The organism is Cyclobacterium lianum (assembly GCF_900143075.1).
GTDB lineage: Bacteria > Bacteroidota > Bacteroidia > Cytophagales > Cyclobacteriaceae > Cyclobacterium > Cyclobacterium lianum.
On record NZ_FRCY01000006.1, the window covers coordinates 186,967 to 210,670 of the forward strand.

Consider the following 23,704-nt stretch of genomic DNA (forward strand, 5'->3'; position numbering starts at 1 on the left):
ACCGCAAAAAGACCTTATTCTACTCCCGTACGGGTATCCCACCAAAGCTGTATTCCATAAAAGATGTCTACCTCATTGACATCCGAAGGAAAATTCTGATTATGAGCAATCTCATTGGCAGGATATGCCATGCGGAAGGGAGGTCGGTTGTGATTGCTGGCATAGTCATTTGAAACCCTATCCAAAAGGGGCACATCTGTCCTTCTCACTTCTGCCCAGGCTTCCACGCTTTGCTTGTACAGCGCGATCCAGTTTTGCAAACGGATTTTTTCCAGATTCGTAGAACTGCCGGAACTCCATGCTACACCCGGATTTTGCAAATAGGCATCGATCATTTCGGGTGAAACTCCATTTTCTGATAAGGATACCTCAATGCCTTTCTCGTAGGCTTCCTGGCTATTTCCGGAAACCAGCCCCCGTTCAAAAGCTTCTGCCTTGATAAACCATACCTGGGCTGCATTCATGAAGGGTGAAAACCCTGTGTCGTCGTAGCCGAAGCGATCCCCGATATGAGACACATTTGCCTGGGCGTTCATGGGGTCACTGGTCTGACCGATCCCCATCCTGTATCCGTTAAACTCGTTGTCTTGATTCCTGTCGGCGTAAACCGGCAGCCGGGGATCATCCAAATCCTTGAGGAGGCTAATCAGGTCATAATTGGTCCTGTATTGGTCATTTTTATTGGTTGGCGTTCCCAATCTTTGTCGCCAGGGCTCTATATTCGAGCTTACCCCCGGCCAGTGCAGGTAGGCATTGTCAGGGTAGTCTTCAAATACCGGATAGGAAGATGGGTTGCCCAATATCTCGTTCAGCACCTGGGCAGCCGCCTGTGGTGCTACAGATGACATGCGCATGGCTACCCTGAGGCGGATAGAATTGGCAAATTTCTCCCATTGGCTGATGTTTCCATGATAGATAAAGTCGCCTACCCCCAGAGCCATGCCATTGGGATCAAGCATGGAACCTGCCTGCTTCAATTCCGCCAATATCTTTTCATACACCACCTGCTGGGAATCAAACTCAGGGCTGAGAATATCCTCTTCGTCCAGCAGGAATGCCTGGGTATAGGGAATGTCTCCCCACATGTCCGTTACCTGGTGGGCGGTGTAGGCCTTCATTATCAGAGATACCGCTTCAAGGTTTTGGTTGCCCATCTCCCTGGCGATCCTCCCGGCATCCACAAAGTAAGCCATGGCTCTGTACAGATTATCCCATTGTCCGTTGTTGATATCTACGCGAAATTCGTAGTCCCCTGCACCGATAGCGGCAAGCTGCCCGGACCAGGTACCTGCATAGTATATGCCGATACGTTCTCCAAACAATTGACCGGCCACCACTGTCATACCCGCCCCCAGCACATTACTGGCGGGCACCTCTGAGGGCTGGTTGGGATTGATATTCATTTCATTCCAATCTTCGGTGCACGCCGGAAATAGCAGGACCGAGGCCAGTACCAAACCGGCGAATTTAGATTTTATGTTCTGTTGCATCTTTAGCACATTTAGAATATTAGCATTTTGACCCATTTCTTTCAGTCCTGACATTACAGATTAATCCTTAAGTTAAATCCATAAGATCGGTTTGTCGGGGGCATGAAGTTTTCGAAACCGGTACCAGCTTCTCCCCCACCCATTTGTGAGGCAGATTCCGGATCAAGCCCCAGTTCCCTGGCCCGGTCACTCCGGTGAAGAATCGCCAGGTTACGTGCGAAAACAGAGAAGTTAACATTCTGCAATTTCCAGACATTAAAGCGGTAGCCGAAGGTCAGCTCCCTGAGTTTTACAAATGAGCCATCCACAATTGAATACTCGTGGTTGTTCCATACCCAGGAACCGTTGTAATAATCCTGTGCGGAAATGCGAACATCATTGGGGGATCCATCACCTTTGACGCCCTCAACTACGATTCCCTCCGCTCGGACATTGTTTTGCACCGTGTTTTGAAAAGCACCTGTGGGGTAAGAGTGCCATAGGGTAGTACTGAAGAAGTCGCCCCCCATCCTGAAGTCCAGCAGTCCGCCAAAGCTAAAATTCTTATAGCGAAAGCTATTTTGTATGCCACCGATCCAGTCTGGAGTTACATTTCCCAAAATCACCTGTTGGTTGGTGGTCATGGGGGTGCCATTTGGACTGATCATGATGTTTCCGTTTTCGTCCCGCACGTAGGGCAGGCCGCTGAGATCACCCCAGGGCTGACCGGGAGTACCGACCAACCGCACTCCCCCAAAACCAGAGCTGATGGTGATGTTTTCCAGCCCTTCGTAGAGCGATACCACAGTGCTGGTATTTTTCGCCCAGTTTACGGTGGCGTCCCAGGAGAAATCTCCCCTTTGCATCATTCTGGCACGGAGGATCAGCTCAATGCCTTTGTTTTCAATTTCTGCCGCATTGATCAGCTGGGAGGCATAACCGGTAGAGCGGGCAGTGGGCACTTGCAAAATCATGTTTTCTGTCACCTGCCGGTAATAGGTCGCATCCAGGGATATCCTGTCGTCAAAAAACCTCAAGTCTGCTCCCAACTCAAATGATGTGGTCATCTCCGGAAGAAGGTTGGTCGGAGGCTTTACTGAAGGCGGGTTGAATAAGGAAATATTATTGAATGAACTGGTACTGTAGGTACCCATAAGCTGGTAGGGGTCAGTATCCGATCCTACCTGTGCAAGACTGGCCCGTACCTGGGCATGGCTAAAGGTGGACGAGTTAAAATCAAGGGCATCTGACAGGGTCAGGGCCATGTTTACTGAGGGATAGAAATAGGATCGGTTTGCTTCCGGCAGTGTGGAACTCCAGTCATTTCGCCCTGTGGCTCCCACGAATAAATAGCCGTTGTAGCCGAGAGTAGCCGAGGAATAGATACTGTAGGTCTCCCGCATGCTTTCAAACATGCCGGTACCAGGGGTACCCCTCACGTTCGAAATGTTGAACAGATCAGGAACTGCCAGGTCAGGGGCACTCAGCGATATGGAATTGAATTTGTTTTGCCGGAAATTTCCTCCTACTAAAGCTACGAGAGAAAAATCATTGGCAAATTGCTTGTTGATGTTTAAACGGATGTCGCTGTTAAACTCCTGCCGGCTTTGATCCGAAAGAGAAAACTGACCACCCATGTTGTTGTTGATATTGGCTCTGGTCCGGGATTTGGTGATCGATTTTCGCTCTTCGTTGTAGTAGTCCAACCCGGTAACCCAGTTTGCGGAGAGCCAGTCATTGAGTTGATAGTCAATATTGACATTGCCGAAGAAACGCTGCCGGTCCATGCCGTTGGTATTCTCCAGCTCATAGTAAAAATTATTGGCATTTCTGTTATAGCCGCTACCCATTTCATTACCGTGTTCTTCGTATACCCTCCTTACCTCATTGAGAGGAATATTGCGGAAAGCTCCCCAGGCCAATTTGGTCATGGAGCCGTAGGATACCACAGGAATATTGTCGCTGAATCGATGGATATAATTGAAATCAGTACTTACCTCGAGTTTGTCGGTCGGCAGCAGGGTCAGGCTGGCATTGAAGGTATTGACTGTCTGGTCTGTATTGAAAAAAGTACCATTCATCCGGCGGTTGGAGAAAGATACCCTTCCGTAGGCTTGAGAACCCCTGGCTGTAACGGCCACCTGATTGATAAAATTTCTGCCGGTCTGGAAGTAGTTGTCCCGGATATTGTCAGGCATGGATTCCCATGGACTGTTGGAACCCTTTACCCATTGATCCAATAGCAGTCCTGCATCGTACCGTGGTCCCCAGGAGGTAGCGTTCTCATTGACACCACCGCCTATTCCATCCACGTAGTTGTAACTAAATTGTTTGGCGTACTCATTGTAACTCAAGTCAGCACCGGGATTATTTTGCAGGTATAGCTGCCAGTCGTATTCCCCGCCTCTTTGCCCGGGACCGTATTCATTTTGAAAATTCATAAAGAAACTGGGTACATCAAAGACCATGGAAGAATTCAATTCCACGCCCAGTCCTCTTTTTGCATTTTGTCCCTTTTTGGTTTCTATCAGAATAACACCATGCGTGGCCCGGTTGCCATAAAGCGCGGCAGCATTGGCTCCCTTCAATACGGTGAGCGAGGCGATATTTTCCGGATCAATATCTGCCGCCGTATTGCCATAATCCAGCCCGCCGGCACCTCCCAGGTTGCTGCTGGTATTGTCTATGGGTATTCCATCTACCACAAAAAGCGGCTGATTTCCGGAGAAGGAAGCATTCCCCCGGATAACGATTCTGGAGGAGGCTCCTACCTGTGAACCACTATTGGTCACCTGTACCCCGGCAATCTTGCCACTCAGGGAGTTGACCAGGTTAAAATCGTTTGCCGTAGTGAGGTCTTCAGGTTTCAGTGCCTGTACGGTATAGCCCAATTCCTTTCGTTCCCGCTGTACGCCAAAAGCAGTCACAACGACCTCTCCGAGATCCTGCGAATCTTCCCGCATCACCACGTCCAGGGTACTTCTGCCGTTGACCGGCAGCGTTTGAGGTTCAAAACCAATAAAGGAAAAGGAAAGGCTCCCGGAAGTCTCCGGCAGGTTGATCACATACTGCCCGTCAACATCCGTTACGGTACCGATACTGGTGCCTACCACAAGAATGCTGACGCCGGGAAGCGGTTCATTGGTCTCGTTTCGAACCGTACCGCTTACCCTGCTCTGACCGAAGGTATCGGTCACCATAAAAACCATCATTATCAGGAATATACCGGGCAATATTAGGTTTTGTAGAATTGAAGTAAAATTTTTCATATGAGTCGATTGAGTCTAAAGGATAGGCTAAGTTAGTCTGCTGTCTGCGCATTAGTATCCTACATCTTAACCAAAAAATATGGTATGTTAACCGAAATGCTGGAAATGCAGGCTGTTGCGGAAATTGGTAAAGAAATCGGATCTGAATTTAATTTACTTCGGACTGGCTTGCTATGACAACAGTGATCCACTGCGACAGGAGACCCTGTCGACGACAGGCCGCCATTTTTTTAATAAATTGATAATCAATACCAGTCAGATGGGAAATATTGGCCAACCTATTTGGCTTTTTTCTGAGAAAATACTTATTTGTTTTTTAGTAGTACAGTTGCTTACCTTTCATCCTATTGATTCCATATCATGAACAAAACCACAAAAATCGTTAGCCTATTGCTTCTTGCCCTGTCAATCGGGCTAAGCCCTGCCTGCACGGAAGAGGATGAATTCATTGCGGAGGTTTTTCAGGTTCCTGCCAGAGCTACATTCCTGAAAACAGATGTATCCGATACGCCTGTTGATCCGGTGATCATCGGATTGGAAGAGAATGGAATTGCCACCGGCACCCGTTTAAGCATTCGCACTCTGGGAGACTTTATCAATAGTCCGTCCGGAAGTACGCGCAGTGATGCTGTGGGCTTATTTTCAGCCACGCTGCAGCTTTTGGGTAGTGAGGAACAAAATCGCGTCCCGGGGGCCATAGATGCAGGGGAAAACCGGATGACCGACAATACTTTCGAGGGCAACCTGCCTACGGACATTGAGGAGGATTTTCGGATAGACGAGGAAACCATTGAAATAGTAGTTCCTACCGGAGCGCAATACCTCTTTTTGGGAAATGCGGATAGCAAGCAATCTGATAATTCCGAAACGGCTCAGGGGTTTAGGGTGGAAATAAGGTTTCCGGCAGACAATTAATCTCGTGAAAATCCTCTTTGCGAGCGGTGCCGAAAGGATTTGTTCGGAGTCGATTGTATAGGTCCTTTTCTGCCTGGCTATTTCCCTGGCGAGATGATCTCGGAAATTCCCAACCAAAATCCTTTGTGTTCTCTGTGCCTACTTTGTGGACTTTGTGACCCTGTTTTTATTCGGTGGCACTGCCCTTTAAAGGAGATGGCCATCGGATATCCCATCAGGGGGTCTGCTCCGTCTACCAGCTTCCTCCTGCGCCGCCACCGCCAAAGCTGCCGCCGCCAAATCCACCAAAGCCTCCACCACCACCAAAGCCGCCTTTCCCGGAGGAAAAATCGCCAAATCTGCCCCTGTTGCCACCAAGCATACTGGCCAGCATCATGGTGGTAAAAAAATCTACTCCACCATGTTTGCCACCCATATGGTTGTTGTTGTCCTTTCGGTTTTTGATCAGGCTCAAAATGATAAAACCGACAATGAAAATCAGGATAAACGGAAAGGTGCCCGAAGGCCTTCCGTTTTCAGAAAGCTGCTCTGCCGCTTGATATTCTCCGGATGCCAGCATAAATATCATGTCAGTGGCCTGGTCCAGGCCTGTATAATAATCGCCGGAGCGAAAATTGGGAACGATAAGCTGCTCAACGATACGCTTGGCCAGCGCATCGGGAATTGCCCCTTCCATGCCATATCCGGTCGCAATAAAAACCTCTCGGTCCTTCATGGCAGCCAGTATCAGTATGCCATTGTCCTTGTCCTTTCTGCCAATTCCCCATTTGTCACCCAACTGAAAAGCATAATCACTAATGGCGTAGGGGCCTACCGAGTTGATCAACACGATGCTGACCTGAGAGGAGGTACTGTCATTGTAGGCCAGCAGCTTGTTTTCAAGTTGTCTCTCCTGCTGTTCGGAAAGGGTTTCAGAAAAATCGTTGACCAGACGGGGCGGATTGGGTTTTTCCGGAAAATCCCCTTGCGCCCAGCCGGATATAGAAAATACAGTGATGAATATTAAAGAAAGAAGCTGTCTTATGATCATAATGGATTATTCAAAGGATATGTCGTTGGGGAGTTCGTTGACATCCCCTTTCTGATCGTAGGGAAAATGCGCCTGAAGCTGCTGACCGGCCATTTCAATACCTTTTCGGAGCCCTTCCGTAAAAGCCCTTTCCCTGAAATGGACCAGCATTTCTTTTTTGATATCTTCCCAGAAGTTTTCGGGAACTACCTGATTGATGCCGGCATCTCCGAGGATCGCAAATTCATGGTCGTCCGCTGCCAGGTAGAAAAGCACTGCATTGCGAAACTTTGTTTTGTGCATCTTCAGTTTCCCGAAAATCTGGGCCGCACGGTCGAGTACTTCTCCTTTACAGTGGCTTTCGATGTGAACCTGTATTTCTCCTGATGTTTCCTTTTCAGCATTCCGGATGGCCTGCGTAATGATCTCCCGGTCTTCTGTACTGAATAGTCGCTCTGCCATAATCGTTGTGCTGTATTTAAAATTCTACTGTAGGGGCATTTTCAGCGCCTGCCGCAGCTTCGAAATATCCCTTGGTCTCAAATCCATACCAACCGGCAAAAATAGTATTGGGGAAGGTTCTGAGATTGGCATTGTAGCCCTGAACAGACTGGTTAAAGTTTCTTCGGGCCACAGCGATCCTGTTTTCCGTGCCTTCAAGTTGGGCTTGCAATTCAAGAAAGTTTTGATTGGCTTTCAGGTCCGGGTACCGCTCCACGGCTACAAGCAAACGGCTGAGTGATCCGCTCAGTTGGTCCTGGGCTTCCTGATACCGCTCGATATTTTCGGGCGTGAGTTCGTCTGCCTGCAGGTTGATGGAGGTGGCCTTTGCCCGAGCCTCGATGACACCGGTGAGGGTTTCCTGTTCGAAGTCGGCATAACCCTTCACCGTATTGACCAGATTGGGGATCAGGTCTGCCCGGCGCTGGTATTGGGTTTCTACCTCAGCCCATTGGCCGTTGACAGTCTCTTCGGTTTGCACAAAGGTATTGTACACACCGACGGCTTTGCTGTACATAAAGATCCCGATCAAAAGGAGGATACCAAGGGGAATAAGTATTTTCTTCATGGTGAGTATATGAATGTTTAGAATTTGATGCAGCTATTGGACGTAAAGGTAAGGCAGGAGGTTGTGAAAAACGATATTTTTTCAATGATTTCGGAGGGCACGGGTGTACCGGCCTTTCAGATTGGGCTTCCGTATTTGACTGGACCTCGCACCAAACCCAAATGGCTAAAACCTGGTACAAAAAGTAAAAAAAGGTCTTTTGCCAAAGAATCTAAATGGATGGTATTGAAACTCCATAAACCTGGTAATTGGTCATGACCATGGGGGTTATAACTAAAATTATTGGTTTTTTTTGGTAGTAGGGTGTATCTTTGGTCATAAGATATTGATTTCTAATAATGATAGTATCCAACAAATACTTACTTCTCCCGGTCCTTGTCCTTATGCTTTGTTTTTATAATCGTGTATCAGCACAGGAAGCCGCTGAAATTTTTACCGCAAAAAACATGGTTTTTGTGGAGTTGTTAGGAAATTCAGGATTATATGCAGCCCACTATGGGCGAATATTTCATCAAAAGGACAGGATGAAATTATCCGGTAGTATGGGTTTTTCATTGGTTCCCGGAAAAGGCTTTGAACCTTTTTATCCAAGCTTCTTATCACCTGTTTTCCCTGCTGAATTCACGGTTTTCTGGGGAGAGTCCCGGCACCATTTGGAATTAGGGACTGGTTTTCTATTGCGTCAAAATCGAACATATATGTTTGACCCTGAATTTACTCCTACGAATCTTCGCCAGGAAGTTTTTTGGGATAAATCTGTAAGCATGAGGATTGGCTACAGGTATCAAAAACCGGAGGGTGGATTTTTTTTAAGGGCTGGTTACACCCCAATGCTTAATTTTGAAGGTTCTGAATTTGCAGAAAAATCCATCCGTGTTTTTCCATTCAATGTGGGGATCAGTCTTGGGAAAAGTTTTTGATTGCAAAGTTATTATTTGATTATCTGCATTACCTATTTATTACAACCCATAAACCTAGAAAACTACTAAAGCCAAATGCGTCATACCATATGACCTGTCCAGACCATACCTCATTTAGTCTGCCATTCCAAACTGGTTGATCGATTGTTTGCCATTGTCAGCAAGGTGGAAACGCAATTCCTTCCAGGCAGTGCCTTTAATACCGACCAGGGATATTTCATCTTTTGTCCTGGCAATAGTAAATAAATAATCCGCAAGTTTTTCATCTGTATCAAAAGGTACCTTATCTAAGCTTGTCATTCCAAATTCATCTATTGCCTGTGGTCTGTTGTAATCAAGGCTGAAAGCCAGATCTAGCCAGGCACTCCCTTCTGAACTTTGCATTTTGAGTCCCTTATCGGTCATTTCAATGGTAATTTTAAAGTCCTTCAAGTCGGATTCATGCCGCTCTTGCGCCATGGTATCAGTAACTGAAGTTAATAGGATTACTGTGAAAAGTGAATAGTTGAACAGGCGTTTAAATGTTGGGGCTACTTTCATTTTAGTATTTTAGATGATGGTTTTTGGTGATTGTTGTCTTTCCTGAAACGTGAGATGACGATTTGTGATTACCGGCCCTGATCTCCCCACACAACAATGATCGTGGATAGCAGTTATTCATTGCCCTGACCCCGGTTCCAGAAATTCGTAGACGTTCAGCCAGTGTATAAAGGCATCAAACCAACGGTTGCTGGTTCGGTTGGGATTTCCCAGACCAAAACCGTGACCTCCATTTTGGTAAAGATGAAACTAAACCCCCACACCGCCAATGATTTCCAGCTCCTGACCTTTGGCTGGCGGGCCGTCCAGTAAGGGCATGGCCTGGGTGATGAGTTCCCGTACCCCTGCTACTTTCAATGAATTGTCGTGGTCCTCCTTGCTGTCCCAGATTTCGGTGACGTATACGGACTGGCTATCGTTTTTCTCCTTTCCGATAACATACAAGTGGCATCCCCTGGCACTAGCCACCAGTTTGGAGGCTTCCAGTAAAATCTCAGCCAGGGCATCCTGATGGCCCGGCCTTGCGGTCAATTTACCGTTTAATAGGTATTTCATTTTTTGGTTTGGTTTAGCATTCATAATTTTACCTGCACGAATTGTTAAGGAAATCCCGAGTGGGCCTCTTCAATCCATCATGCCCATTTATCCCTCTACCACCCTATGCTGCTCCACAAAATCCGGATCCAGCGTGACGCCCAGCCCAGGACCTGTAGGCACGGTCACTTTTCCGCCCTCACTATTGAGGCTTGAGGTAGGACTATCCAGGGGAATTTCATTGTTAAACCCCTTGAATTCATGAAAGGGACCTGCATTGACAAGGGCCGATACGAAATGCATCATGTACAGGTAGCCCAGACCGGAGCCGGAAATGTGGGGGGTACATGGTTTTCCTTTAAGCGCGGCCATTTTGGCTACTTTCATCGAACGAACCATACCCCCGAAATAAAAAATATCCGGCTGCACAATATCCAGGGCATCCTCCTTGATCAGCCAGCGAAAGCCATGCATGCTGGGTTCCTGCTCGCCGCCAGCCACCGGGATATTCACTGCCCTGGAGACTTGCAGCGTTTCTTCATACCAGTCAAAAGGAACGGGCTCCTCATAAAAATCATAGGCATATTCCTCCATGATTTTCCCGATCCGAATGGCCTCATCTGCGGTGTAGGAACCGTTGGAATCGGCATAAATGACCATGTTCTCACCAAAGCGTTGCCTGACCAAGGGAATCAACTTTTCTGTTCTCCCCGGAGGATAATCTTTGTTATGGCTCATCCTCCCTCCCACTTTGAATTTCAGGGCCCTGGCTTCAGTCTCCCTGACATGTTTTTCGATCAGGTCTATCGATTCCTCCGCAGATTTGCCCCTGTAATTGTTGGCCTGGTAAACCGAAATCTCCGGATGGTAAATGGTATCCGCAAGCAGAGCTCCCATACTTTTGTCAGCCATCTTGCCCAGCAGATCCAGAATCGCAAATTCCAGCGTGGCCAGTGGTACCCAGAAGGCCAGGTTTTGCAGTTTGTAATTGCTCTGGTACACGTATACTTCCTCCAATAGGCTTTCCCATTCCCTGGCATCCTTTCCAATAAAAAAGGGCTGAATGCGGTTGACAAAAATGGGATATAGGTGGATCATCTGCATGTTATTGCTGACCGATATTCCCTCCGCACCATCCTTTGACCGGACCCTGCACAGGAAATTGTCCTCCCTGCGCAATAGCTCCACGGAGGCTATCCAAACCGGATCTTTCAGTTCCGCTATTCGCAAAACCGGTTCCTTCAAAATCCTGTCCAACGCCTCATCCTGATGGAGATTTTCTGCCGCGTAGGCTTGGGGAGAAAGAGAAATGGCCGCCATACCTGCTGCTGTAGCCCAGCCAGATTTTTTGATAAAATTCCTTCTGCTGTTTCTCATTTTCCACTATTTACCCGAAACTTTCAATTCAACGGCATAAAGTCCTGTCCGGGCAGTCACAAAAAGAGTCTTCATATCCGGGCCGCCAAAGGCAATATTAGCCGGCGTTTCCGGAAATGTTATGGTTCCCAAATGTTTGCCATCGGCAGAAAAAACCCAAACACCGCCGGGTCCGGTGGCGTACAAATGGCCCGCTGTATCCACCTTTATCCCATCCGGATTTCCAGGTTTATCGATCCCTGAGACATCGTAAAAGAGCTCGCTTTTCCCCACCTTTCCCTTTTTACTGACAGGAAACTTCATGTACTTTTTTGGTGAACCCGAATTGGCCACATATAGTGTCCGTTCGTCCGGAGAAAGGGCAAGGCCGTTGGGTCGGTCAAGCTCCCTGGAGATCAAGGTCAACTTGCCATCCCGGTATTGATATACCCCATTGAAACCCAAGGTATCGGCAGCATCATTTGGCAACCCATAGGGTGGGTCGGTAAAATAGATAATCCCCTTACTGTCTATAATCACGTCGTTGGGGCTGTTAAACCGGGTTCCCTCATAGGATTCCACTACAGCTCGGTATTCCCCTTCAGGACTGAGTTGGCCGATTTTCCTTCCGCTGTGTTCCGCGATCAGGAGATTGCCTTCCGCATCAAAGGTAAGTCCGTTGGAATTATTGCTTGGCTCGCGGAAAACGCTCACCTGTCCGCCAGGCGACCATTTGTAAATCTTGTTGGCAGGAATGTCACTGAAAAGCAAATATCCTCCCTCCTTGTTCCACACGGGTCCCTCGGTAAACCTAAAACCGTCAGCCAATTTTCTAACCTCCACATCCTCAGCCACCAGGTCCAGCAGGGCCTGTTCTTTGATATCCAGGTTTTGGCCAACTGCTGGAATGAGGAGTAGAAAGAAGCAAGTACAATAAATGATTTTGTACAAAAAGCAGGTAATTTTCATGGTTTTCTGGGTTTGCTGGTTTTAGAGGAAATATACAGCAATCCCTGTTAAAAGACAATGCGATGCATGGAATTCATCCGTAAAAACGAAATTCAGCGTGGCATTATTGCCATATTGCTTTAGCGGCGGGTTTTGGTTTTGATGGTTAGGAGTGAATGAACCAGATAATGGTTTAAATGTTAAAAGACAAGAAAGTCCGCGGGATTTGTACTCCCGTGGTCAGATACAAGGGATTTGTAATCCCCGGATCGGGAGCGGTTTCGGATTAACGGGCGGTTAATTTTTGACGATGCCGTCAGCAGGATTGCAAATCCTGCGTTATCTGGGTTCGACATTGCAAATGTCGAACAGAAGTGGGCTCCTCGGAATTTGCAATTCCGGGGGGCAGATAAAAGGGGATTTGTAATCCCACTAGCGGCGAAGGAGAATCCACTCACCCTATTGGTTACCTTTACCTTTTCCCCGGATGATAGGTTTCTTTGGCCCTTTTCTCCACATCCTCCCGGTAGTAAGCTACCTCCTTGAAGCTGCCATCTGCATACATCTGGGCCTGGTCATCGAAATGGGGGGAATCCGGATCGGAATTTTGCCCTCCTGCCAGCAGGCTTTTGGCCCTGACCTTTTCACCAAATTCCACCGCAGCTACAAAGCTATTGCCGGAGGAGCCGTACAGCTTTTTGGTGTTTTCCCGGGCACTGGCACCAAAGGAGGCCAGCGCACCCCAGCGGCCCGAGGCCAATCCAATAGGAAGGCTTTCCTGCTCATCATCGTAAGCGAGATCTATAGCTCCACTGAGCCGCTGGAAGCGATTGATATCTCCCCAGGCGATATTCCAGGTGCCGAAATCCGCTTTCAATTGTTCCAGGGCCTGTTCAAAAGCGGAAACCACTTCTTCCGGTTCAAATTCCAATGTCTCCCCATCTCTCTGGTTAAAAGGTATCAAGGCATAGGGGCTACCAATACCCCGATTATAAGTAATGCCATAGAAGTGCGCCAGGCTCATGGCTACTGATTCCTCGCTGGTGCGGTAATCCCAATCTTTCAGGATATTCAGGGCCTGGGAAATTTCTCCCTGGGGGACACCTACATTTTCGTAGGCTTGCAACAGCAGGGGGACCAGGTACTCGAATGCCGGCAGGTAGGGGTCATATCCCAGCGCAATCAAATCGTCCAGCGTAACAGCACTGGCCTGGGAGAGCAAGTCTACTGCATGCAGGCCGCGAAAATTTTCTGCATCCGGTGCCATATAATAGGGATAATTCTCCTGCCTGGGGCTAAAGGGACCGGCCGCAGTAAAAGGCGTAGAATTGCAGTTTTGTATCCAGCCTGATTCCGGGTTATGGATCACAATGCTTTCGTCTACCGTGTGCAGGCCCTGCCAGTCAGTAGCTGGATCGCTGCCATCTACGGGCCTGGAAAAATCAAAAGCCGTATCCCTTTTCGGAATAAAATTCCCATGGAAATAGGCAATATTCCCTTCAGCGTCTGCGAAAACAGTATTGTTGGAAGAATTGGTACGGATATCCATCATTTCTTCAAAAGCTTCATAATTATCCAGTTTGGTACGGGTAAAGCTTTGGATCAGGGCATTGACAGGATCCCAGTTGATTTTGGTGGCTACCCATTTGTCATCCAATTTATGGGTTACCGGACCATGATGGGTACGGTACATGGTGAAGGACCTTTCCTGTATTCCTCCCAGAGAGCTGTATTTTAGCGTAACCGGAATTTCCTCCACTTCCCTCCATTCCTCTCCATAAGCATATTCATAGCCTTCGCCGGACTCCCGCACGGTTTCCATAAACTCATCCATAAAATCCAGGCGGGTAGAGGTATGCATCCATCCGGTTTTTTCATTAAAACCCTGATAGACAAAAAACTGCCCCCAGGTAACGGCCCCATAGGCATTCAATCCTTCTTCACTCACCACATGGATTTCTGGTCGAAAATAAAAGGAGGTATGGGGATTGATCAATAGTAAGGCATTGCCCGATTCGCTCAATTCCGGTGCGATGGCGATTCCGTTAGAACCTTTTGGTTCATCATAGGGATCAGGATGCAGCAATCCGTCCCCATATTCAGAATAGGCCAGGGCCTCCTGATCTTCATAAAAAGCCTGAATTCTTTGGGTGGAAATTCGTTCTATATCTCCCCCAATAGACCCCTCACTGAAAAACATGGGAAACCAGGGCTCGTAATGGGTCAATACCTGCGGTTCTACCTCGGGGTGGGTTTCCAAATAATAATTCACCCCATCTGCAAAGGCATCACACAAATCCTTAAGCCATTGAGGTGCTCCTTCGTATGCTGCTTTGGCCTCGGCTTCGGTCATGTATAACCTGGCCCGAAGGTCGCTGTACAGGGCCTCTTCTCCTTCCAGTTCTGCCAGACGGCCGGTGGCCCAGATGTAATTCCTTTCTACTCTTCTGAAATCATCCTCACATTGGGCATAAAGCATCCCAAAAACCGCATCGGCATCCGTAGCAGCATAAATATGAGGAATACCGAAATCATCCCGGATGATAGTTACCCGCTCTGCTCTTTTTTCCAGGTCAGTTGAGGACGTATTGACCGGAGCCTGACAAGCCCAAAGCAAAAGGGCCAGCAAGAATAATTGTAATTTTTTCATGGTTGGTGGTTAAACATTTGTGATTCAGGCAGGAAAAAACCAGGAAAGAAAGCAAGCTTACTCAAATCTTTCCAAGCATTTTTATAACTACCAGTCAATAATAGGCAAAAATCAAACTTAAGACAATAAAATGGTGAAATCGGATCAAAAATACCCCCCTGATAGTTATAAATTTTGTCAAAATGAATGATTTTTCTCCCACGTTATCGACAGAACTGGAAATAAAACAAAAAAATGAATCTCGGCTACCCGGAAATTTCAGGCCTGGAGAAAACCGCTGAGTCTATTTCTCCCGGCCTGATCAGAGGCGGATAGTACGTTCAATTGATGATTTCAATTTTCCCGGAATTCACTTCACCTCTGATGGTATGCGGAGCACCGTTCATGATTTTCAGCGTTCCTGAGGATTCACTTTCACCTACTTTTACTCTCCCGCTTCCGGTATGAATATCATAGTTGAAGGCGGCAAGATCGCTATTGGTTTGTATGCTGATATCGCCGGAAGAGGCCTTGAAGTACGTGTATTCACACAGACCAATATTCCTCCCATTTACTTTGCCCGAGCTGATACGTACATTTCCCAAAGCGGCTACATGCTCCATGTCCATGTTTCCGGAGCTCAACTCGGCATGCAGCAAGCCTGAGATATGCTTTAGCTTCATGTTTCCGCTTGATGATGTGGCTTCCAGATTTCCGTCCAATTGGTCCAGAACCAATCTCCCGGAAGAAAGGTCTGCAATGGTATTGCCGCTGAGGTTTTCGCCTAGCACCTCACCGGAACTGGCAGCAAGATATAAATCCTGAGCCTCCAAATCTTTTGCCCTGACATGGCCCGAATTTACTTCCAGGTGAATCCGCGCTGCCCGGACATTTTCAGCCCTTACCTCCCCGGAGCCGGCCACAAGTTGCAGTGACATGTCAACAGGGCCTGTAAGCAAGATATGGCCTTCCAATCTGCCCCTTCCCAATCCTGCCTGCTCCAGGCTGACGATAAGCTTATCTTCCACCAGACGGTAGGCTATGTTCCTGTCTGCATTGGTATTGGTCCGGAGCAAAGCATCCAGATGGACTTCTTCGAGGTCCGGATTCCCGACATAATGTACAGGCAATGAGCCCGCATCAACTGCTATCGACGAAATCTCAGAAAAGCTCTCCTCGTAGTCCACTACCGTTTCCAAGGTTGGATCCAGACAAGAAGCGAACAAAAACATGTTTAGCAGGAGCAAAATACCAATATTCAAATGCTTTCGAACAGGTAAGTAAAATTGCCAAACTTTTTTTCCCTGCTTACCTGTAATAGTTCTCATATAAACTTTTTATTGGAGTTATTGATTTTTTCAAAAGGCCTGATCCAATCAGATGCCAAATTGTGGGAAATACCCTGAACGGACAAATTTACCTGTTTTGCAATCGGCCAGTTCGAAGAGCTGACCGTTATCGAACACAAAAAAATAGTTTTCCGGACAGCTTACAGGTTTTTTGATCCACCTTATTGAAAAATTTCATTGTCAGGATTTGCAAGGTGGAAGCAGATTATGGATTTTAGCAGCATATAGCTCTAGTACCCCTGCTCAATTGTTTAATATGACGAATAAATATTTCTTCCTCCTTGGAATTTACTACCTGATGTTAATGCAAGGATGTTCCCCTGCATATGAAGAAGCTACCCATATTTTTGTGGGAGGAAATATCTATACGGTGAACCCTGACCAGCCGATAGTAGAAGCCATAGCACTTAAAGAAAACCAGATTCTTTTTACCGGCGATGCAGCGGATGTGCATGGGTATATGGGTCCTGAAACCAAGATCACCGAACTGCGGGGTAAAACCATGACACCGGGATGGATCGAAGGGCACGGGCATTTTATGGGCCTGGGCTATAGTGAATTGAACCTGGACTTATCCGATACCAGGAGTTTTGGTGAAATTGCCGACCTGGTAAAAGCAGCTGCAGAGAAAACCCCGAAAGGAGAGTGGATCGTCGGAAGAGGTTGGCACCAAAGCAAATGGACCGAATCTCCGGGTAAGGAAATCAATGGGTTTCCGCTTCATCATGAGATCAGCAGGGTATCTCCGGATCATCCGGTATTTCTGTACCATGCCAGCGGTCATGCCGGATTTGCCAATGCGCGGGCTATGGAAATCGCCGGGCTAAGCCCATTGGGAGGAGAGCAAATGAGAGATGCGATGGAGCTGGAAGGAGGAGAAATCATCCGAGATGAAAACGGGAACCCAACCGGCGTATTCAATGAGCGGGCCATGGGATTGATCTCCAGGCACATTCCCGAAAGCAGTCCGGAAAAAGACATACAGGCATTTGAATTGGCTCAGGAAGCTTGTTTCAGAAACGGGATCACCGGCTTTCACGATGCCGGTATTGGTGCAGCTACGCTGGAGCTGTACAGGCAAATGAAATCGGAAAGGAAATTGAAACTCAGGATGTACCTCATGCTGGCCGGGGGCCAAAAGGAATGGCTTGAGGAATGGTTTCTCAAAGGGCCGGAAATAGATTCTCTGCTCACGATTCGGGCCATCAAACTCAGCTGTGACGGTGCGCTTGGATCCAGAGGGGCCTGGCTATTGGAGGAGTACAGTGACAGACCAGGTCATTTTGGTCATGAAACACTGCCGATGAGCTATGTGCAGAAAATAGCGGAGCTTTCCCTGCAACACGGCTTCCAGGTCTGCTCGCACGCCATTGGAGACCGGGCCAATAAAGAGGTTCTGGATCGCTATCAGGCAGCCTTAGAATCACTGAAGGGTAACATCCCCGATCACAGATTCCGGATAGAACATGCCCAGCACCTGCATCCGGAGGACATTCCCAGGTTTGCCGAACTGGGCGTATTGCCTGCCATGCAGGCCATTCACCTCTCTTCCGACAGACCCTGGGCCATTGACCGGCTAGGAGAAAAAAGGATCAAAGAGGGCGCTTATATGTGGCAGGCACTTTTGCAAACCGGTGTTCCTGTGATCAACGGCACGGACGTTCCGGTAGAGCCCATCAATCCATTGGCTAATTTTTATGCCAGCGTGACCCGCAAGACCCTGCAAGGAAAGCCCGAGGAAGGCTACGAAGCGGAACAAAAGATGACCAGGGAGCAGGCATTGAAAAGCTACACTTTAGATGCGGCTTACGGAGCATTTGAAGAGAACATGAAAGGCAGCCTGGAAGTAGGAAAAGTAGCCGATTTGGTGGTTTTTGACCGAAATATCATGGAAATCCCCGAGGCTGAAATCCTGCAGACAAAAGTTGTCCTTACTGTATTGGATGGGAAGATAGTCTATCAACAATGACTTCAATCATGTCCCTGATTCCCTAAAATCCAAAATACTGTTTTTAACTTGCGGTAAATTATTTTGCAAATGATACACCGGATAATCGCTTTTAGCGTAAAAAATAAGTTCATTGTGCTTTTTGCGGTACTGGGTATGATCATCTGGGGGATATTTTCTTTTCAGCGGTTATCCATCGGATCCGTTCCTGACATCACCAGCAATCAGGTACAGATCATCACCGTTGCCCGCAACCTGGCCACGGAGGAAGTAGAGCAATTTATCACTTTTCCCATAGAGATCGCTGTGGCCAACCTCCCGGGGGTGGAAGAAATACGATCGGTCTCCAAATACGGGCTTTCTACCATCACGGTAGTCTTTGAGGAAGGAATGGGCACCTACCTTCCCCGTCAATTGATCGGAGAAAAACTGGCGCAGGCCAGCAAAGAGATCCCGGCGCATTTTGGGACACCAGAAATGGCGCCCATTTCCACCGGACTGGGGGAGATTTACCAATATACGCTGGAAACCAGGCCGGGATACGAGGATAAATACTCGGTGATGGACCTGAGGGAAATTCAGGATTGGCTGATCAAGCGACAGTTGACAGGCATCAAAGGTGTGGTGGAGATCAATACCTGGGGAGGATACCTGAAACAGTACGAAGTGGCCATGCATCCGGAAAAACTCCGGAGTATGGACATTTCACTACTTGAAGTCCTGCAGGCCCTGGAAGAAAATAACGAAAATGCCGGAGGCGCCTACCTGGAAAAAAACCAAACGAATTATTTTATACGTGGTGAGGGAATGATCCAGTCTCTGGAGGACATCCGCAAAATTGTGGTGAGCAACCGGGCTGGAGTACCCCTGACCATCGCCGATCTGGCGGAAGTACGTTTTGGCCATGCCACCCGTTTTGGAGCCATTACCGGCAATGGACAAGGCGAAAAAGTATTGGGCCAGGTGATGATGCTGAAAGGAGAAAACTCCTATGCGGTAATTCGGAATGTGAAGGAGCGCATCGCAGAAGTTGAGAAAACCCTGCCTGAAGGCGTGTACATCAATGGTTTCCTGGACCGCTCGGTACTGATCGACAAGACCACCTCCACCATACAGGAAAACCTTATCCTGGGAGCCTTATTTGTGATCTTTGTTCTGGTCCTGCTAATGGGCAATTTTCGCAGCGGCTTGCTGGTGGCCTCCGTGATCCCACTTTCCCTGCTCTTTGGCATTTCGCTGATGAGTCTGTTTCGTGTTGACGCAAACCTATTGAGCCTGGGGGCAATAGACTTTGGCATCCTCATCGACGGCGCAGTGGTAGTAGTGGAATACCTCGTTTATCAGATGGGGAAAAAGTTTCCGGACCTGAAAGGAAAAGCCCAGAAAGCTGCTATAGACAAACTGGTCATCGACAGCTCCAACCAAATGATGAATGCAGCCATTTTCGGGCAAATCATTATTCTGATCGTGTTTATCCCCATCCTGAGTTTTACAGGGGTGGAAGGAAAAATGTTTCAACCCATGGCACTGACCTTCATGTTTATCCTTGCTGGTGCCATGATCCTGTGTCTGACCTACGTTCCGGTGATGGCCGCTTTGTTTGTGCGGCCCTCAAAAAACGAGGACAGGACGCTATCTGCACGGATCATCGGAACCATACATAGCTGGTATGAGCCTATACTGATAAAGGCCCTGAGGCATTCCCGATTGGTACTGACCGTGGCAGTAATCGTATTTGGAACGAGCCTTTTTATCTTTTCCAGGCTGGGTGGGGAGTTTCTGCCCACGCTGGACGAGGGCGATTACGTGATTCAACCGGTGTTAAAACCCGGCACCTCACTGGCCCAAACCATTGAAATCACCACCAAAATTGAATCCATACTGCTGGAGAAGTTTCCGGATGAGGTGGAGCAGGTGGTTAGCCGCATCGGGGCAGCGGAGATTCCAACGGATCCCATGTCCATGGAAATGTCCGATATCATCATCAAACTACGTGATCCCGATGACTGGTCCCGTGCCGGTGGGAAAACCGAGCTTGCCAAACTGATGACAGATGAGCTGTCGGTATTGCCCGGGATCAGTTACCAGTTTACCCAACCCATTGAAATGCGCTTCAACGAATTGCTTACAGGGGTACAATCGGATCTGGCAATAAAGATATTTGGAGAAGACCTGGAAACCCTTTACCGGTACGGATTGAAAGCGGCTTCCATCATACGCGATGTGGACGGTATCGCAAATATCAAAGTGGAACAATTGGTCGGACTACCGCAAGTCGCTGTCCGCTACGACCGGGAAAAGCTGGCTCTTTACGGTCTGGACATCGCAGGGGTCAATCAGGCGATCCGTACTGCTTTTGCCGGAAGCACGGTGGGAACTATCTTTGAAAAGGAACGCAGGTTTGACCTGGCCCTCCGCCTGGAAAGGGAATTTGTAAATACCGATGTGATAAAAGACCTGAGCCTGCCCCTGGACAACGGAGAAAAAATTTTATTGAAACAGGTGGCCGATATCAGCTATCAGTCCGGACCCGCACAGATCTCCAGAGATGACACCAAAAGAAGAATTGTACTGAGCCTGAATGCCAGTGAACGGGATGTGGAATCGATAGTCAGAGATGTACAGGCGTTGCTTGAAGAGCAGTTGGGTTTGCCTACCGGCTATTCCATCACCTATGGAGGACAATTTGAAAATCTGAACCAGGCCCGCGATCGCCTCATAAAGGTAGTGCCACTTGCCCTTTTACTTATTGCCATCATGCTATACTTTACCTTTCGTTCGGTATCTGAAACCGTCCTGGTGTTTTTGTCCATCCCTTTGGCTACTATTGGTGGGATTGTGGCACTATGGATACGGGCTATGCCATTTAGCATTTCGGCAGGTATTGGCTTTATTGCCCTTTTTGGTATTGCGGTACTGAACGGCATCGTATTGATCAGTTACCTCAATGACCTGGAGAGGGGTGGGGAAACTGATCTGTACAAACGGATCCTGAAAGCCTGCAAAAACCGCTTGCGACCCGTTTTGCTCACTGCATCCACCGATATTCTGGGTTTTATCCCCATGGCCTTATCCACTTCCGCAGGAGCAGAGGTGCAGCGGCCTATAGCCACCGTAGTAATCGGTGGACTGATCACCGCATTTTTCCTGACACTGGTTGTTCTCCCGGTAGCCTATTATATGGTCAAATCCAGAAAAATATACGGTTTTGGCCTTAAAAAGGGGGCGATAGCCTTGCTTTTACTGGCAGGTACGGCACTTCCGGGCAACGCCCGGCAATCGCCCCCCATCCAGCCTGACGATGCCTGGACTCTGGCCCTTGAAAATAATGTAGAATTGGCTGCAACCCGCTTTTCAATGGAAAACGCCAAAGTGCTCACCAAAACCGCCTGGGACATATCCCCTTCCTTATTCTTTATCGGTACCGAGGAAAACCAGAGAAACCTGGAAGGAGATGGAGTGAATTCCTTTGGTTTTCAGCAGTACATTGATTTTCCCGGCGTCTACATAGCCCGAAAAAAAGTATTGCAAAAGGAAAGCCTTCTCGCTCAGGACCAATACGACCTGAAGCGCCTTACATTGAAAAAACAATTGTTTAAAGCCTGCTATCAATTGGATTACCTTGTCAAAAAAAGGCAGCTATATGCCAGCTTTGACTCGCTTTATCGGGAATTGTACCTGGCCTCTGAAAAACAATATGAAGCCGGAATGACCAACCGTCTTTCTATGGTCATGGCCAGGGCCAGATCGGAAAAAATACGCATAAATTATGCTCAAATAGCGCAGGAAATCCAGGTGGCCTACCAGCAAATTCAGGAAGTTGTACAGGCTACCGATTCTCTCCAGATTGAGGTGCCGGCGCTGAGCCTGGAGGACGCCCAATTGCCAAGCCTGGAAAGCCATCCCTCCTACGCATATGCCTTGCACCTAAAGCAACGTTTTGAGGCGGAGAAAAAGCAAATGAAAAACAAACTGCTCCCCGGCCTGTATGTGCAATACATGTTTCAGAAAATCGACGGTGTCAGTGGTTTTTTTGGCTACCAGGCAGGTATACAGGTACCGCTTTGGTTTGGACCTTCGCGGGCACGCATTCAGTCCTCCCGCTTGTCTGTATATCAATCCGAAAAAAGGATCAATGATTTGGATGTCAAATGGCAATCGGCCCTGAGCCAGAAAAAGACTTTCCTGGAAATGCACCTCAGGGAATTGGGTTATTACCAAAAAGAAGGGCTGCCTATGGCAGATGAAATTATGCAAACTGCACAAAAAAGCTTTGCCAAAGGGGAAATAGATTACCTGGAGTATATCCGCAGCCTTGAATACGCCATTGAAATCCGATTGGCCCACCTGGAGCTGCTAAACCGATACCATCAAAATATTCTCGATATTCGCTATTTTACCCTGCCATGAAAACACATAAAATATTGCTGGTGACAACCCTTTTGACGCTACAGGCCGCCTGCAGCCCTGATTCCGGACCGGAAAACGAAACTACCAGGGCAGAGAAGTCCGACCCCAATACCGTTCGACTCACCGAAAAACAGGAGGCAATCACAGGGGTGAAATGTGAGATGTTTAGCAAGCGCCCATTGGCTAACCTGATCAAGGCTCCGGGATTTATCGATTCCCCGCCCCAATACAAAGCCACAATCAATCCTTACATCACAATTTTCGTGAAAAAAGTGCACGTAATTGTTGGCGACCGGGTAAGTAAGGGAGATGTAGTGGTCACGGCATCCAGTCCTGAGTATGTGTCCCTGCAGCAGGAGTATCTGCAGACCCTCAGCAGCCTGAATACGCTGGAAAGCGATTTTGAGCGGAAAGCATCCCTGAATCAAGAAAACATCTCCTCCCGCAGGGAGTTTGAAGCAGCCAGAGCTGCATTTCAGACAGCCAGCGCAAGGAAAGCTGCTTTGCAAAGCAACCTGCAACTGATGGGTGCAGACATAGCCCGTCTGGAAGAGGGAGAAATCCATTCGGAAATGTATATCAGGTCCCCGATATCTGGAAAAATATCAGCCCTGCAGACCAGCGTAGGGCAGCACAGTGCTCCGCACGAAGTATTGATGGAAGTGATCAATAGCGAACACCTGCATTTGGAAATGAAGGTGTTGGAACAAGATGTGCCGGGCGTAAAGGAAGGCCAGCCGGTGATTTTCACCCTCCCGGATTTCGAAAAACAATTATTCAGGGGTGAAATCTACCGGGTAGGAAACACGATCGATCCTAAAGGACGATTCGTGCAGGTGCACGCCCATCTGGAAAATGAAAATGAAGGCTTTCTTCCGGGCATGTTTATCAATAGCCATATTGTCACCCAACAGGATTCAGTGTGGACGGTTCCCGCAGAGGCCATCGTCAGGGAAGGGAGTGATACTTTTTTGTTTGTCCTTAGGGGTATCAATGGTAATGGAAGAATTTATCAAAGAAAACAGGTGCGCACGGGTATCGAAACGATGGGTTACACCGCCATACTAAATCCCGGGGATAGCTTGTACCAGGACAGCGTGGTCGTGTCCGGAGCCTATTATTTGTCCAATGCGCTCAACGAAGCAGGCGGCCATGATCATTGAGCAATCCACTTCCTTCCAGCATTCTTTTTTCGGACTTTTCCTGACGCCGATAAACTGGTTTTATTTCCAGTAAAATCCTTTTTAAAACAATAATCTCCAGACCTATTGCGCCTGAGGCCATAGATCGATCCCGCCTACCCGATTAATTTCGGTAAAAGATCCAGGCTGTCGGCCGC

General features: G+C 48.0%; 15 protein-coding genes. 4 read left to right on the forward strand and 11 right to left on the reverse strand.

The features are described 5' to 3' along the window. Positions 1–14: 14 nt before the first annotated feature. Both BUB19_RS12070 and BUB19_RS12075 read right to left on the reverse strand, forming a co-directional pair. A complete protein-coding gene (locus tag BUB19_RS12070; RefSeq protein WP_178371487.1) occupies positions 15–1,490 on the reverse strand; it encodes a SusD/RagB family nutrient-binding outer membrane lipoprotein in 1,476 nt (491 codons plus the stop codon). A 53-nt stretch (positions 1,491–1,543) separates the two neighbouring features. Beyond that, entirely contained in the window at positions 1,544–4,738 is a 3,195-nt protein-coding gene (locus BUB19_RS12075) for a SusC/RagA family TonB-linked outer membrane protein (protein ID WP_084097225.1), read from the reverse strand. 360 nt (positions 4,739–5,098) lie between these two features. On the opposite strand from BUB19_RS12075, the gene BUB19_RS12085 reads away from it, so the two are divergent. Next, positions 5,099–5,653 (forward strand): hypothetical protein, encoded by a 555-nt coding sequence (locus BUB19_RS12085; RefSeq protein WP_073094803.1) that lies wholly within the window; start codon positions 5,099–5,101, stop codon positions 5,651–5,653. Positions 5,654–5,885: 232 nt separating this feature from the next. On the opposite strand, the gene BUB19_RS12090 is transcribed toward BUB19_RS12085, so the two are convergent. From BUB19_RS12090 to BUB19_RS12140, 9 genes are all read right to left on the reverse strand, one after another. Then, positions 5,886–6,683, reverse strand: a complete 798-nt coding sequence (locus BUB19_RS12090) for a TPM domain-containing protein (RefSeq protein ID WP_073094804.1) — start codon at positions 6,681–6,683, stop codon at positions 5,886–5,888. Positions 6,684–6,689: 6 nt separating this feature from the next. Continuing rightward, the gene (locus tag BUB19_RS12095; RefSeq protein ID WP_073094805.1) at positions 6,690–7,124 is read right to left on the reverse strand and encodes a TPM domain-containing protein; all 435 of its coding nucleotides are present in this window, start codon (positions 7,122–7,124) and stop codon (positions 6,690–6,692) included. Positions 7,125–7,140: 16 nt separating this feature from the next. Beyond that, positions 7,141–7,731: a LemA family protein gene (locus BUB19_RS12100; protein ID WP_073094806.1), complete on the reverse strand. Its 591-nt coding sequence runs from the start codon at positions 7,729–7,731 to the stop codon at positions 7,141–7,143. 1,034 nt (positions 7,732–8,765) lie between these two features. Then, the gene (locus BUB19_RS12115) at positions 8,766–9,191 is read right to left on the reverse strand and encodes a hypothetical protein (RefSeq protein ID WP_073094809.1); all 426 of its coding nucleotides are present in this window, start codon (positions 9,189–9,191) and stop codon (positions 8,766–8,768) included. A 249-nt stretch (positions 9,192–9,440) separates the two neighbouring features. Further along, positions 9,441–9,746, reverse strand: a complete 306-nt coding sequence (locus tag BUB19_RS12120) for a putative quinol monooxygenase (RefSeq protein ID WP_073094913.1) — start codon at positions 9,744–9,746, stop codon at positions 9,441–9,443. A gap of 87 nt (positions 9,747–9,833) precedes the next feature. After that, a complete protein-coding gene (locus BUB19_RS12125) occupies positions 9,834–11,102 on the reverse strand; it encodes a mandelate racemase/muconate lactonizing enzyme family protein (RefSeq protein WP_073094810.1) in 1,269 nt (422 codons plus the stop codon). Positions 11,103–11,108: 6 nt separating this feature from the next. Further along, positions 11,109–12,050 carry an SMP-30/gluconolactonase/LRE family protein gene (locus BUB19_RS12130; protein ID WP_073094811.1) on the reverse strand — a complete coding sequence of 314 codons (942 nt, stop codon included), beginning with the start codon at positions 12,048–12,050 and terminating at the stop codon, positions 11,109–11,111. 451 nt (positions 12,051–12,501) lie between these two features. After that, positions 12,502–14,679 (reverse strand): acylase, encoded by a 2,178-nt coding sequence (locus BUB19_RS12135; protein ID WP_073094812.1) that lies wholly within the window; start codon positions 14,677–14,679, stop codon positions 12,502–12,504. Positions 14,680–14,999: 320 nt separating this feature from the next. Then, the gene (locus BUB19_RS12140) at positions 15,000–15,986 is read right to left on the reverse strand and encodes a DUF4097 family beta strand repeat-containing protein (protein WP_073094813.1); all 987 of its coding nucleotides are present in this window, start codon (positions 15,984–15,986) and stop codon (positions 15,000–15,002) included. A gap of 277 nt (positions 15,987–16,263) precedes the next feature. Between BUB19_RS12140 and BUB19_RS12145 the strand changes: the two genes are divergently transcribed. The 3 genes from BUB19_RS12145 to BUB19_RS12155 all read left to right on the forward strand — a co-directional run bounded on the left by BUB19_RS12145 (position 16,264) and on the right by BUB19_RS12155 (position 23,528). After that, the gene (locus BUB19_RS12145) at positions 16,264–17,976 is read left to right on the forward strand and encodes an amidohydrolase (protein WP_073094814.1); all 1,713 of its coding nucleotides are present in this window, start codon (positions 16,264–16,266) and stop codon (positions 17,974–17,976) included. A 69-nt stretch (positions 17,977–18,045) separates the two neighbouring features. Further along, the gene (locus tag BUB19_RS12150) at positions 18,046–22,365 is read left to right on the forward strand and encodes a CusA/CzcA family heavy metal efflux RND transporter (protein ID WP_073094815.1); all 4,320 of its coding nucleotides are present in this window, start codon (positions 18,046–18,048) and stop codon (positions 22,363–22,365) included. Then, on the forward strand, positions 22,362–23,528 hold the full coding sequence (locus BUB19_RS12155) for an efflux RND transporter periplasmic adaptor subunit (RefSeq protein ID WP_073094816.1): 1,167 nt from the start codon (positions 22,362–22,364) through the stop codon (positions 23,526–23,528). Before BUB19_RS12150 ends, BUB19_RS12155 begins: the two co-directional genes overlap by 4 nt. Positions 23,529–23,704: the final 176 nt, after the last annotated feature.

Excerpts from the sequence above, each read along its gene's own strand:
- BUB19_RS12075 (WP_084097225.1), bottom strand. The coding sequence starts at position 4,738 with ATGAAAAATTTTACTTCAATTCTACAAAACCTAATATTGCCCGGTATA.
- BUB19_RS12070 (WP_178371487.1), bottom strand. The coding sequence starts at position 1,490 with ATGCAACAGAACATAAAATCTAAATTCGCCGGTTTGGTACTGGCCTCG.
- BUB19_RS12145 (WP_073094814.1), top strand. The coding sequence starts at position 16,264 with ATGACGAATAAATATTTCTTCCTCCTTGGAATTTACTACCTGATGTTA.
- BUB19_RS12125 (WP_073094810.1), bottom strand. The coding sequence starts at position 11,102 with ATGAGAAACAGCAGAAGGAATTTTATCAAAAAATCTGGCTGGGCTACA.
- BUB19_RS12115 (WP_073094809.1), bottom strand. The coding sequence starts at position 9,191 with ATGAAAGTAGCCCCAACATTTAAACGCCTGTTCAACTATTCACTTTTC.
- BUB19_RS12140 (WP_073094813.1), bottom strand. The coding sequence starts at position 15,986 with ATGAGAACTATTACAGGTAAGCAGGGAAAAAAAGTTTGGCAATTTTAC.
- BUB19_RS12130 (WP_073094811.1), bottom strand. The coding sequence starts at position 12,050 with ATGAAAATTACCTGCTTTTTGTACAAAATCATTTATTGTACTTGCTTC.
- BUB19_RS12150 (WP_073094815.1), top strand. The coding sequence starts at position 18,046 with ATGATACACCGGATAATCGCTTTTAGCGTAAAAAATAAGTTCATTGTG.
- BUB19_RS12085 (WP_073094803.1), top strand. The coding sequence starts at position 5,099 with ATGAACAAAACCACAAAAATCGTTAGCCTATTGCTTCTTGCCCTGTCA.
- BUB19_RS12155 (WP_073094816.1), top strand. The coding sequence starts at position 22,362 with ATGAAAACACATAAAATATTGCTGGTGACAACCCTTTTGACGCTACAG.
- BUB19_RS12120 (WP_073094913.1), bottom strand. The coding sequence starts at position 9,746 with ATGAAATACCTATTAAACGGTAAATTGACCGCAAGGCCGGGCCATCAG.
- BUB19_RS12095 (WP_073094805.1), bottom strand. The coding sequence starts at position 7,124 with ATGGCAGAGCGACTATTCAGTACAGAAGACCGGGAGATCATTACGCAG.
- BUB19_RS12090 (WP_073094804.1), bottom strand. The coding sequence starts at position 6,683 with ATGATCATAAGACAGCTTCTTTCTTTAATATTCATCACTGTATTTTCT.
- BUB19_RS12100 (WP_073094806.1), bottom strand. The coding sequence starts at position 7,731 with ATGAAGAAAATACTTATTCCCCTTGGTATCCTCCTTTTGATCGGGATC.
- BUB19_RS12135 (WP_073094812.1), bottom strand. The coding sequence starts at position 14,679 with ATGAAAAAATTACAATTATTCTTGCTGGCCCTTTTGCTTTGGGCTTGT.